This window comes from Nostoc sp. (assembly GCF_036917395.1).
Classification (GTDB): Bacteria; Cyanobacteriota; Cyanobacteriia; order Cyanobacteriales; family Nostocaceae; genus Nostoc.
Window position 1 is genome coordinate 81,637 of the sequence record NZ_JBALDI010000004.1, and the last position, 13,224, is coordinate 94,860.

Consider the following 13,224-nt stretch of genomic DNA (forward strand, 5'->3'; position numbering starts at 1 on the left):
TCGCATTTTCTGCAAAATGGTTGGTTGCGATTAATTCTAATTAGAGAAGCATAATATTAGTAAATCTAAACATTAGTGTACTAATAATTTATTGTTTAGCCTACCCCTTTTGGAGAGAAATTGTTGTTAAACTCTTGTGACTTTGGTACTAAGCTGTTGTGACTTTTGTACTAAGCCTAAGCCGTTGTGACTTTATTTGTATATATATAAGATTATGTTGCAAAAATTGTTTGAGAACAAATGGAATAGCCTAAACACCAACTTTATTTTACGAAAGCGTAGTTTACCGCCGTAGGCATCGCTGTTTGTCGTTCAGCCAAAAGAAATCTTTTGACTGAGACATTCAACAGAAGCAATCGCCCCCAACTAAAATTTAAGCAGCACAAAAAATCGGAGCAGGTTGTAAACCCGCCCCGATCGCTTCTGATATACTGCGCCCAACGGCTGTTGCTACAGGCTTTAAACTATCAACTAGATGCACCATATCTTCTAAAGAAAGTGCTTGACGGGCATCAGAAACAGATTTTTCTGGTTCTGGGTGACATTCAATAATTAATCCATCTGCACCGCAAGCGATCGCAGCCCTAGCCACAGGTGCCACCAGTTCCCGTTTACCGACGGCATGGGAAGGATCTACAATCACAGGCAGGTGAGTGATTTGCTTGAGTGCTGCCACTGCCCCTAAATCTAGGACATTGCGAGTGTAATCATCGAAGCTGCGGATACCGCGTTCGCACAACACCACATCAGGATTACCGTGACTGAGGATATATTCAGCAGCCATGACGAATTCTTCAATTGTCGCTGCTAAACCACGCTTGAGCAGTATTGGTTTACCAGCTTGTCCTAAAGCTTTGAGCAAGTCAAAGTTTTGCATATTGCGGCTACCAACTTGAAGCATATCAGCGTCGGCGGCGACTACTTCGATTTGGGAAATTGACATCACCTCGGTGACAACTGGCATATTGTAATGCGATCGCACCCTTGCCAAAATCTTCAATCCTGACTCTCCCATACCCTGGAAGGCGTAGGGAGATGTGCGGGGTTTGTAGACACCACCACGCAACCCCTGCACGGATGCAGTAGAGAGCTTTTGGGCGACTATCTCCATTTGTTCTAAACTTTCAACGGTGCAGGGGCCGCCGATAATTACCAGTTCTTCGCCCCCGAAAGCGACTTTTTCTGAAAGTTTAACAATTGTCTGATGGTTTGGATGGGATTGTCTGGCAAGTTTGGCATTAATCATGGTTCATTCTCCTAAAAAATTAAGTATTGGGCACTATACCCCGATAAGAAAAAAGCCCAGAACCTTTGAGGAGTTCCGGGCGCGTTCTGATTCATTGGCATGACGCTATTCACCCGGAATTTATTCTGGGCCAAAAGTAAAAGCCATAAAACCAGCTAGTGAAATAAGTCATGACGATGAAATTCTCCTTAAAAAAACAAAAACCGCAGAGTTCGTTCTGCGGTTCACCGGGCGGTTTCCATTAGGAAACTCGATTCACTCCCGGTGAACCACCCTAAACCAAAAAGAAAAATAAGAATTTGTGTTAAGCATTTGCGAGGCTTTTGCTGGAAAATTCAATAACTATAGCTATGTAGCGTAACAGTAACAATAACAGAAAAAGTCGGCGGTGTCAAGACCCCCATAAACGATAAAAAAGCGATAGACTCAGTACAACTGTGGGAGTCAAAACTATTGACATGCTCACGCCTGCTGAAGCCACGGTGATTCCAACTTCAAAAGACGCGAGTTTTCTGGTTCTGCGAGTCGGCTTACTTGGGTATCGTTGCCGTTACCCAAGCAGAGGTCATCCACTTAAGAGATGTTAATTCCCGTATCTTCTACGGTACTCAATCCAATCCGAAAAATATTCACCGCAGCATTATGATTCACGAGCTAAAACCGTTCCACATAAACAGGCGTGAGTCCTAGTGCTTAGAGGGATTGAGAAGTTAAAATATATAATTCTCCTGACTTGTTACCTCACCTTGCCAAAGCTGATTGCAGACAATTGACAATCACCATACATTATTCTTACCCAAGTCCTCATTGACCAGATTAACTTTTTAGGATCATCAGTTTCATTATGCCCAGTTCCAAAATCTTAACCCAATCTTTCGACTATTATGGAGTTTACCCCTGCCCAGTCTGTCGGATAGGTAAGATTTCTCATATGCCATTAATGGAAGCTATGGCTTGTGACTTTTGTCAAGAGATTTTTACAGTCAACCTAGAACTACAGCAAATCAAAATGCCTTCTAGGCAACCACCCTTAGTTTGGCGTTGGAATGGGTTTAGTTGGACAGAAGCCCAGTTGGAAGGTATGGAATTAGGTTGGGGTTATGGAGTAGCAGCAGCAGCTTTTGTAATTCTTCCCACTACTTTAATTGGCATAGTAGCTTACTATTTTCCTGCTAATCTCAAGGAACCCATTACCTGGATGCCATATATTTGGACTATATTAACTTTCTTATCACATTTATCAATTATTGTTTGGATTTTTATTGAAGTCTATCAGATTCCAGTTGCAGCATATTTGAGAGCGATCGCTCGATGGAGAAATGGGGAGATGGAGAGATGAGGGAGTGGGGAGGCTGGCGTTGCAGAGGGGAAGTTGTAGTAAGTGTTTCTCCTTTGCTCCTTTATCTCTTGTGCCCCATGACGCCAGTCGCCTCTTTTAAGGGAGACGCTGCGCGTAGCAAGATCCCCGTAGGGGTACAAGTCGGGAAACCCTTGACGCTCGATTACTCGCTACCGCTACGCTAACGGCAGTGGCTCCCCAATGCCCCATAATCAATGACATAATGATTCAGCGGATAGATCGACTCCATAACTCATAATTAAGTTGATTGTCCACCAAAATATCGTATGAGCGATCTGGAGCAGTACTATAGAATTTTGGAATTAGAGCCTGGGGCAACACTTGACGAAGTGAACCAGGCTTACAAAGATTTAGTCTTTGTTTGGCATCCCGATCGCATTCCCAAAGACAATCTCCGTTTACAGCAGAAAGCACAAGACAAGCTGAAAGCTATAAATGAAGCTCGTGAAAAGTTGCGCTCTCTAAAAACCAAACCTCAAACCACGCTTAACTCACCGCCACCTGAAGCACAAAAACCATTTCAAACAACCCAGCAACCACCAAAGAAAAGCTCAGACTTGAGTGGCAAAGACTACAGTCGGGCAAATTTGAGCAATAAAGACTTATCTGGCAGAAATCTGAGTTATGCCAATTTGAGTGGTGCTAATCTCAGTGATACTTTTATGCACAAAGTTAACCTCAGAGGTGCGAATTTATCTGAAGCAAATTTATTTCGGGCAAACCTACTTTTAGCGGATCTGCGGGAGGCGAATTTACGTGCTGCTAATTTGATTGGAGCGGATCTCAGTGGGGCCGACTTGCGGGGAGCCGACTTGACAGGAGCGCGGATTCGCTCTGGTGAGCGCCTTCTGGTTAAATTAATTGGTACTAACTTAGCTGGGGCAATTATGCCTGATGGTGCAATTTACCAATAACTGAGGTTGCGGCAAAACACAGAATTGATGTGACACTTGAGGGTGCGGAATGTGGGATATATTCCTGGTGTATTCCATACTGAACTTTTAATACACCCGCGATTAATGCAATCGTACTTGTCAGCAGCTTCCGGTAGCTGGCAATTATAGGCAACACGCCTACCCCTACTCGCCTATGAACAATAACGGTGTTAGGATATCTTTCACCAGCGGAATCTGACTTATGAAATTAGTTTGCTCCCAAAGCGATCTTAGTACAAACCTCTCACTCGTCAGTCGTGCAGTACCTTCACGACCAACCCATCCTGTACTTGCCAATGTGCTGCTACAAGCGGATGCTCAAACTAACCAGGTAAGTTTAACAGCCTTTGATCTCAGCTTGGGAATCCGCACCAGCTTTAACGCTGAGGTATGGCAAGGAGGTGCGATCGCACTTCCTGCTAAATTACTTGTAGACATCACCTCTCGTCTTCCAGAAGGCGAAATCACTCTAGATGATGAATCAGCCCTCACAGGTGTAACACCGGGTGGAGAAGGTTTAATTGTCACACTTACACCCAAGAGTGGACATTACCAAGTCCGAGCAATGGGGCCTGAAGAATTTCCGGAACTACCTGTAATTGAAAATACAGAAGTAATCCATCTCACCACCACCGCATTAATTGAGGGATTACGGGGTTCATTATTTGCTACTAGTGCTGACGAAACCAAGCAAGTACTCACTGGAGTGCATTTAACAGTTAAACAAGATACCCTAGAATTTGCAGCTACCGATGGACATCGCCTAGCAGTGGTAGAAACTAGCAACGAGCGTCCTCTAGGCGGAACTAGTCAACTAGAAGTGACAGTACCAGCTAGAGCATTACGCGAACTCCAACGAATGCTAGCTCATAGCGCCTCATCAGATGAACCCGTAGCTTTATATTTCGATCAAGGTCAAGTTGTATTTTCATGGCAAAATCAACGCTTGACTAGTCGCACTTTAGAAGGGCAATATCCTGCCTATCGACAACTAATCCCGCGCCAATTTGAGCGACAAATTACAATTGAACGGCGGCAATTTGTAAGCACTTTGGAGCGGATTGCGGTGTTAGCTGATCAGAAAAATAATATTGTCAAAGTCAGTATTGATAGCGAAGCTCAAGAAATTACCTTATCTTGTGAAGCTCAAGATGTAGGAAGTGGTAGAGAATCAATGCCGGCCCAGGTTTCTGGGGAAAATATAGAGATTGCTTTTAATATTAAATATTTGATGGAAGGCTTGAAAGAGTTACCATCTACCGAAATTCAAATGCATTTGAATCAAAGTCTAACTCCAGTGATTTTTACGCCATTGGGTGGTTTGAAAATGACCTATTTAGCTATGCCTGTGCAACTGAGAAGTTAATCGGACTTCTATCAATGTCTATGTGAGGCTGTACATAAACGCCCTGAGACTAGAAGCTTTTGTCGTTACCCACATTTTTGTAAAAATCAAAGTATTACGCTCACCCGACATCCCGCTCTGCACTGAAGTGCAAGGCTGATAGCCTAACTCCACTCAAGTGGACTAAAATCATCTACTCAGTCCGCTTTGGTTTAAACATTGTTTCTAATTAAAACTCTATCTCTTTAGTGGCTCCCAAACCTACGGGAGTTGATTATGCGATTTGGTGATTTGTATAATCGGAATTTCAATCCAAAATTCTGTACCTAACCCTGGTTGAGAATCACATTTAAACACACCACCGTGTTTATCCACCACAATCTGATAACTAATTGACAACCCCAAGCCAGTGCCTTTCCCCACTGGCTTAGTAGTGAAAAATGGGTCGCAGATTCTTGCCTTTATCGCTTCGGGTATTCCTGAGCCATTGTCTGCAATGCGAATTACTACGCTATTGACATTGCCTTCAAGCTCACCAAGAGCAGTACGGATAGTAATTTGATGGCTATGAGGTTTCGATTCAGATTCCCTGTAATCTTCTAGGGCATCGATCGCATTGCTTAAAACATTCATAAATACCTGATTCAGTGGGCCAGCATAGCACTCTACTAAGGGCAAGTCACTGTACTCTTTGACTAATTTAATAGCCGGACTTTCCGGTTTTGCTTTCAAGCGATGCTGCAAAATTAGCAAGGTGCTATCAATGCCCTCATGAATATTAACTGGCTTTTTTTCTGCGTGGTCAAGGCGGGAGAAATTCCGTAAGCCCAAGACTATTTGACGGATGCGATCAATCCCAATTTTCATGGAAGATAGAGTTTTCGGCAAATCCTCGATGATAAATTCTAAGTCTATTTCTTCTGAGCGATCGCGAATCTCAAAGTTGGGGTCAGGGCAGTTTTGCAAATATAGGTCTAGTATACTGAGTAAATCTTGGGTGTAATCATTGACATGGTTGATGTTGCCATAAATGAAGTTCACCGGGTTATTAATTTCGTGAGCAATACCAGCTACCAATTGACCCAGTGAGGACATTTTCTCAGTTTGGATCAGTTGGGTTTGAGTTTGCTTTAAATCATGCAGAGCTAGAGCCAGCTTTTCTGTCTGCTCTTTGGTCTGATTATGCAATTGGGCTTGTTGGAGTGCAACCCCAAGCTGATTAGCAATTTGAGTAATGAACTTAATTTCCGAGGCTTCCCAGTGGCGGGGTGCAGAGTTCTGGTAAGCTGCTAGCAAGCCCCATAGCTGTTGCCCGATAAATATAGGTGCGATCGCATATGCCTTTACTTGTAATTGCTCCAAAACCGCAATGTGACACTCCGAGTGACCAGACTGATAGATATCATCAACTATATAGCTTTCATTATTGCGATATCGTCCACCTTGGGTTTCTTTTAAATAGCTATCTTCCCAAACTGTCTTGAGATCAGAACCTACAAGTTTTACCCAACCATCACCTACAAACTCAGCGATATATTCACCACTCCAATCTGGATGAAAGCGATAGACAGCCACACGATCCGCTTGCAGTGATTTGCAAATTTCTTGAGTGGTAGTTTGAAAAATCATATTTAAGTCAAGAGATTCCCGGATTTTCGCAACAACTTCAAACAATACCCGTTGTTGTTCTGCCGCTTGTAGCAAATCAACAGCCTGATGCTTGGTTTGTTCAAGTAAATCAGCTTGTTCCAGTGCTACAGAAAGCTGTGCAGCAACTTGGGTAGCGAACTGGATTTCTGAGGATTGCCATTCACGCGGTTGGTAACACTGGTGAATGCACAACAAACCCCACAGTTCATTACTTTTAGCCAGTGGCAAAACTAAATTGGCTTTAACTTCAAGTTGCTCCAGCATTTGGACATAACAAAAATTCAGCTCAGAGTTGTGGATATCAGCGATCGCGTGGATGCGTCCTTGACGATAGAGGGCATCATACTTCTTCTTAAAGCAGTTGTCTTGAATTTTTAATGTTAAAGCAGAAGTAAACTCTGGCAAAAGATCCTCTGAAACAATTTCACCTTCATCGAGTTCGGAATTCGGGTCAAAGCGATATACTACCACTCTGTCAGCATTCAAAGAGCGACGGACTTCACACACAGTTGCGGCAAAAACTGTATTTAGATCAAGAGATTCCCGAATTTTGGCAACAACTTCAAACAATATATGTTGTTGTTCTGCCGCTTGTCGCAAACTTAACGTCTGCTGTTTTGTTTGCGTGAGTAATTCTGCTTGCTGAAGTGCTACTCCCATTTGGGCAGCAATCTGACTGAGAAAGTTAACTTCAGAGGCTTTCCATTGCCGGGGGCCAGTGTGTTGATAAGTTGCCAGCAAACCCCAAAGTTTTTGCCCAACAAAAATCGGAGCAAGCACAAAAGCATGAATTTGAAACTGTTCTAGATTATCGATATGACACTGAGCAAACCCCATACTGTAGATGTCATCGACTGCAAATGTTTCATTGTTGCGGTAACGTCCTCCTTGTGTGTCTTGTAGGTAGGTATCATTCCAAACTGTATTAATACCTAGTTCAGACTCATTCGACCAGTATGGATTAGCAGCCTCGAAATCGCCGACAAATTGACCACCCCAATTAGAATCGAAACGATAAACAGAAACGCGATCGGCTTTGATTAATTGACAAACCTCTTTAGTGGTTGTTTGAAAAATGGTATTTGTGTCAAGAGATTCCCGAATTTCGGAAATGACTTTAAATACAGCCTGTTGTTGTTCAGTTGTCCGTTGTAATTCAATTGTGCGTTTTTTAACTTGTTTTTCTAAATTTTCATTGAAGGCTTGCACTTGTTGGTATAGTTCATACTGCTGAACTGCTGAAGCAAAGTGTTTACCGAGGTCTTTTGCTAGTTCAATCTCTTCAACTGTCCATTTTTGAGCTTGTGCTTTTTTAGATTCGCGCCAAACCTCAAAGGATTGTCGGGGGTACAGTTGCCTTTGATCGCTGTCATACTGTCCCGCCCACAGGGTTTCTGTATCGATTTCGTCGCGAAAAATACTTAAATAGCCCAGTAACTGCTGACGATACTGAAGTGGGATCATCAACATGCTACGAATTTTAGTTGGTTGAAAAGCAACTTGCAAAGTTCGTAAGCTAGGAGTTTGATATATATCTAAAATCGGCCAAACATCGTAGTTACTTGACTTGTAGTATTCCTGCCAGACGCTATACTGCTCTATAAGTGGATATATGGTTTGTTCTGGCATCACAGGTTGCTGTCCACAAACATAAAGCTTGATACAACTATTTCCTGGTATTAAGCATTCTGTTAAGCTGGTCAGGTTGCCATTGTGGGAATCAAAAGCTGCATTTCTAATACAAAGCCTACCACCAACACCATCAAAGGCAGCAACAGCCGCTTCTAGGGCTGGCTGTAATATAATAGTGGGTAGTGAATGCAGCAGGGTAGCAATGCGGTTAATGATAGTTTCTCGTTCGGCTGTTTTGCGGACTTGAGTGAGCAGGGTACTTTGAGCGATCGCTACTGAAAGTTGATCTACTACCATCTGTATAGCTTCCAGTTCATATTCTGAAATCTGGCGTGACTCAGAATGGTGAGATACCAGCAGCCCCCAAAGTTGATCTTGATAAATAATCGGCGCTACTACAGAAGATTTGACCCCCATCGCACTCAAGTACTCAACATGACATGGATCTACAGGGCGGTAACGGATATCTTCTGATATAGTTTCTCCATTTTCCAACTCATGCAAGTGACTTTGACCAATCTCTTGAGTATCAAGATTAACAACAGAACGCACTCGTGATTTAATAAATAGTTCACGGGCGGTGGGCGGAATATCATCAGCAGGAAAGTTCAGCCCCAATAGCGACGGCAACCGATTTTCGTTAATTGACTCAGCAATCACTTGACCACTATCATCGGCATGAAATTTGTAAATCATCACTCGGTCAGTTTTTAGTAGCGATCGCACCTCTGCCGTTGTGACTGTGATAATTTCTTTCAACTCTAAGCTTCGTCGGATACGGTTTGTAATGCGGCGTAGTAAACTTTCTTCATGGCGACATAAGGGCAAATCTTGTTCAGGGTTGGAGATCATTGCTTATAGCAAAATAAATTAATAATTTGTAAACTGAAATAATTAAATCTAAAGCCATTTTGAAATTTATTTCATCAAATTGTCTTCAGTGAAACTACTGCCAAATCCCGAAGACAAATATTTATTTAACTTTTAAAAAAATTTACCAAAAACTCATAAAAACAGACGCTAAAAAAATTGCGTCTGTACTAGCTATAAGAAAAGATTCTTGCTTTTTAGGTTTGAGTTTTTGTCAAATATTACCAAAGCAACAAAACTAAACTCTTATGTTGTCAGTAAAACGAATTTTAAGATAGTCGTCTTCCATCCTTGCTCCTCCTGGTTGTAGTGCTGCTAAGGCTTGCGGCAAAACTAAGTTACGACGGTGGTTGCCAATAGTAATGTTTAATTCGTCCCCATTTTTGCTCAGTTGAACTTGGTTTTTAGGAATACCAGGTAAGTAAAGTTCTAAACTGTATTGGTTTTGCTCTTGCACGACTCTCATAGTCGTTTCTTTATAATAAACCTGAGTTGGATCTTCATCTTTATAAAGGGTTTCCTTCAGGCGTTCTAATGAAGCCAATCCGCACATTTCCTCAGAAAAAAGTGGAACTTCTTTCACAGGTAGAGGGTGGAAATTATCATGAATTTCCTGGCGATATTGTTCTTGACTTTCCTTCCAACGTTGGAAAAATGGGTCTTGGACTTCACTTGGAATAATCCGATTAGCTACTACTAAATCTGTTGCAACATTATACAAACTCAAATAAGCATGGGCCCGGAGAGACTCTTTAATCACCATCTTTTCAGGATTAGTGACCAGACGCACTGAGGTTTGAGTATTGTCTGTTAATACTTTTTCCAGAGCTTCAATTTGTTCATAAAACTCATAAGGTGCATCCATCACCTCTTTATCTGGTAGCGAAAAACCAGCAATTGGTCTAAAAAAAGGTTCAACCAGAGGTCGAAGTACCACGGAGATGTTTTGAAATGGTTTGTAAAAACGGCGCATATACCAGCCACCGACTTCAGGTAAACTCAACAACCGCAGTGCTGTGCCAGTGGGGGCTGAGTCGATAATTAAAACATCAAACTCACCTTCATCGTAATGGCGTTTCATCCTTACCAAGCCAAAAATTTCATCCATGCCTGGTAAAATTGCCAATTCTTCTGCCTGTACGCCGTCTAAACCCCTTGCCTGTAAAACTTGGGTAATGTAACGTTTCACAGCACCCCAATTTCCCTCTAGTTCTTGCAGCGCATCCAGTTCTGCACCCCACAGATTTGGGCGAATTTCCCGGGGTACATGTCCCATTTCTATGTCAAAACTGTCTGCCAGGGAGTGAGCGGGATCTGTACTTAAAACCAATGTTCGATAACCTAATTCTGCACAACGGAGTCCAGTTGCAGCAGCAACGGAAGTTTTGCCCACGCCGCCTTTGCCAGTCATTAAAATTACACGCATAGATGCTTCTGTCCTACTTGAGGATTTTTTACATTTATTTACATTATCGACTGTTTAAGGAAAATAAATTAGTAGGCAAGGTTTTGAGTTTATCAAACTGATTATCAATAGTGTCAGTTTATTGATAGAGTTCTAACAGAAAACGGTATTAAGCTAAAGCCGTAACGCACCCTACTGGCGTGGCAAGACTAAATTTGTACATTAGATGGTTTTTTGAGGCTAAAGCGCTACTACCAGCCTTTAGCTACTACACCATTTTAGTCTTGCCACGCTACTACTTAAGATTTACTGAATTTTGAATTCTAACTCTCGGAACTTCTGAATCTAAGGAATCTAAAGATTGAAAATCCAGAGCAAAGGAAACCTCTGCTCCGTTCGCTTAACTCAGAGTTATCTCTGAATTGTGCTGTATATCCCATTTGTTTACTTCTTATTCCAGAGACTTAAAAATGCTTGAGAGATAGCTGGGGTAATCTGACTTTGTAAGTGATTTAGTGCATCACGATGGTTTGCATTGTTGTCATCATAATAAATGAACACATTCGTCAACTTGACAATCTCAGGATTTTGATCATTTGTCCCCCTCCATTTATTAGTAACTTTGTATAAAACGTCCTTGGGTAGATTTTGTTGTAAGTTATTTAGGGCTGCGATGTAAGAAGGATTTTGAGGATTCTTTTTGAATTGGAAGCACAAATCTATCAGCTTAAGTTGTGATTGTGGCTGTGGCTGGGGCTTATTTGTTAGAGTAGGTTGCTGTAGAATTTGACGCTGTTCAATAGTGGCAATACCATTTTCAGTTAAACCCTGAGATTTCTGAAATTTCTTGACTGCTGTATAAGTGGCTGGCCCATAAAAGGGCTTGTCTAGAGGAATTTCGGCATTAGTTGCAAAACCGTGAAACTTCAATCTATTCTGAAGCCCTTTGACTGTATCTTCCATTACAGTTCGAGTCTCTGAATCAGCGTTACCATTTACCACAAGTTTTTGTGAGTACTGTTTCTGAAACTTTTTAATCGCTTCTTCGGTAAGATCATCAGTCAAGGAGTTATTGTTCCTCTTCCAGGGAGCAAATTTTGTGATATCAGGCTTAGGATCAATCTCAGGAGCTAAATATCCCAGCCCGATCAATATATGACGGATGACTTCAGGGCTACTAACGGACATACTTCTTGGTTCCTTTGCTATTAAACTACCATTTAATGTATCTTGTTTTACAAAAACTAAGTAAATAGAAAAAAATAAATCTAACATATCTTGTTTACAAGGCGTTCTAAAAGTTAAGCAATGTGTGATGACAAGGTGCAACTCTTTGAGACGTTTGGCGTAAGTGACTACACACTGGTAAAAAGAAAGGTGGTTTTAAGTCTTAGTGAGCGATCGCGATCGCTTATTCTCAACTATTGATGATACTACGCAATGTTTCCTTTACACCAGCTTGCAAGCGGCTCTCCGTACTTGGGCGATCGCTCTTTGCTATTTTGCCACGTTTGTAAAAGAAAGTTGCGATTGGCAACGAAGAAAAAGGGGTAAGCGATCGCTTCGGATTGCTTCCAAATAGCGATCGCATCTATTACAGCAGATTTCAAGTTAGTTAAGTACAATGCTTTGGTCTATAAGCCAGATAAAAAACCTTTTTAACTCCTAACCAAAGGTGGAGCGTCTTCGGCTTTGCTCTAAAAGGTTGTTTTAAAAGTGTTTCGCTGGTGACTTTAGGCACTTCCAGATCCCCTTTTTAAGGAGGATTTAGAGGGATATAAAACTTTTGATACCGAGAAGAGAACTTTTCAAACATCCTCTAAGGGACTGACAAAAAATAAATTATCCAAAATTATTTGTACATTTTTAGGGGCGTAAGGTAAGGCCTTGCGCCCCAAAGATGGGATGTTTTTTTAACTGGAAGTCCCTAATGATAAGTAGCTGCACAAAAATATTTACAGTCATTACCAACGAAGTAAAGCAATCCTAAACCGCAAGCGAATTGCAACTTTACAAGACGCTACGCGTAGCTTGCTTCTTCATAGGAGTACGTTTCACTTCGTTACACTTGTAATGATATTGTGTAATTAATTCTGTCCGACTACTTACTTAGCGGTTTGAGCGCTCTTTTTTGATTTTTGTTTTACGCCACCTTTCAAGCGGGTTATCCTGCTTTTGCGGATGCGCTCGCTTTTGCGAATACCACCCGCCATCTCATATTCGATGCTATCGTTACCGTACTTGAAAGCAACTCCCATCAACATTTTCGCAGTAAGATTACCTAAGCTTGTTTCCAACTCTTCAATCTCGGTTCGGTAAGAATCAATCATCGCTAGAGCGCTGTTATACTCATCAATTTTGGTGCGTAACCGCTCAATTAGTTGTGTGAAGTTTTTTAAGTTGTGAGTATCCCCAAAATCTATGGTTGGATCAATCGCCTTCAGTCCAGAGGCTCTTAACTCAGCCTTTTCTAGAATGCGGGATATTAGTTTTTTACGAGTCATAAATTTACTCTTATCAAAAGCTTATAAAGCTAGCTTGCCCTACAGTGACTATATATCGCAGCAGTATAATCCGCAAAAAATTGTATTTTTTTAACTAAACTAATTATTATTTTTCGTGGTTTATCTTCAGCTTAACGGCAGATCGAGTGTTAATAACGACAACTTAAGTTTTAATAACGACAACTTCAGCATTCATAATAACAGCTTAAGTTTTAGTAACGGCAAATTAACTTTTCCTTATAAATGCTTCAGTTTTAGTAACGATAACTTCAGTATT

At 41.5% G+C, this 13,224-nt stretch carries 9 protein-coding genes; 3 read left to right on the forward strand and 6 right to left on the reverse strand.

Translation table 11 applies throughout. The features are described from left to right. Positions 1-373: 373 nt before the first annotated feature. Complete coding sequence (gene aroF / locus V7K46_RS02735) at positions 374-1,246, reverse strand: 3-deoxy-7-phosphoheptulonate synthase (protein WP_335110813.1); 873 nt, start codon at positions 1,244-1,246, stop codon at positions 374-376. A gap of 844 nt (positions 1,247-2,090) precedes the next feature. Here aroF and V7K46_RS02740 point away from each other — a divergent pair. The 3 genes from V7K46_RS02740 to dnaN all read left to right on the forward strand — a co-directional run bounded on the left by V7K46_RS02740 (position 2,091) and on the right by dnaN (position 4,907). Continuing rightward, a complete protein-coding gene (locus tag V7K46_RS02740) occupies positions 2,091-2,585 on the forward strand; it encodes a hypothetical protein (RefSeq protein WP_335110815.1) in 495 nt (164 codons plus the stop codon). Between the two features lie 287 nt (positions 2,586-2,872). Further along, positions 2,873-3,520 (forward strand): pentapeptide repeat-containing protein, encoded by a 648-nt coding sequence (locus V7K46_RS02745; RefSeq protein ID WP_335110817.1) that lies wholly within the window; start codon positions 2,873-2,875, stop codon positions 3,518-3,520. Positions 3,521-3,743: 223 nt separating this feature from the next. Next, entirely contained in the window at positions 3,744-4,907 is a 1,164-nt protein-coding gene (gene dnaN, locus V7K46_RS02750) for a DNA polymerase III subunit beta (protein ID WP_335110819.1), read from the forward strand. Positions 4,908-5,147: 240 nt separating this feature from the next. Here dnaN and V7K46_RS02755 read toward each other — a convergent pair whose 3' ends face one another. From V7K46_RS02755 to V7K46_RS02775, 5 genes are all read right to left on the reverse strand, one after another. Next, entirely contained in the window at positions 5,148-9,020 is a 3,873-nt protein-coding gene (locus tag V7K46_RS02755) for a GAF domain-containing protein (protein ID WP_335110822.1), read from the reverse strand. Between the two features lie 256 nt (positions 9,021-9,276). Beyond that, a complete protein-coding gene (locus V7K46_RS02760) occupies positions 9,277-10,464 on the reverse strand; it encodes a TRC40/GET3/ArsA family transport-energizing ATPase (protein ID WP_335110824.1) in 1,188 nt (395 codons plus the stop codon). A 423-nt stretch (positions 10,465-10,887) separates the two neighbouring features. Then, the gene (locus tag V7K46_RS02765) at positions 10,888-11,631 is read right to left on the reverse strand and encodes a peptidoglycan-binding domain-containing protein (protein ID WP_335110826.1); all 744 of its coding nucleotides are present in this window, start codon (positions 11,629-11,631) and stop codon (positions 10,888-10,890) included. 245 nt (positions 11,632-11,876) lie between these two features. Beyond that, positions 11,877-12,053: a hypothetical protein gene (locus V7K46_RS02770; protein ID WP_335110829.1), complete on the reverse strand. Its 177-nt coding sequence runs from the start codon at positions 12,051-12,053 to the stop codon at positions 11,877-11,879. A 495-nt stretch (positions 12,054-12,548) separates the two neighbouring features. Then, the gene (locus tag V7K46_RS02775) at positions 12,549-12,947 is read right to left on the reverse strand and encodes a hypothetical protein (RefSeq protein ID WP_335110831.1); all 399 of its coding nucleotides are present in this window, start codon (positions 12,945-12,947) and stop codon (positions 12,549-12,551) included. Positions 12,948-13,224: the final 277 nt, after the last annotated feature.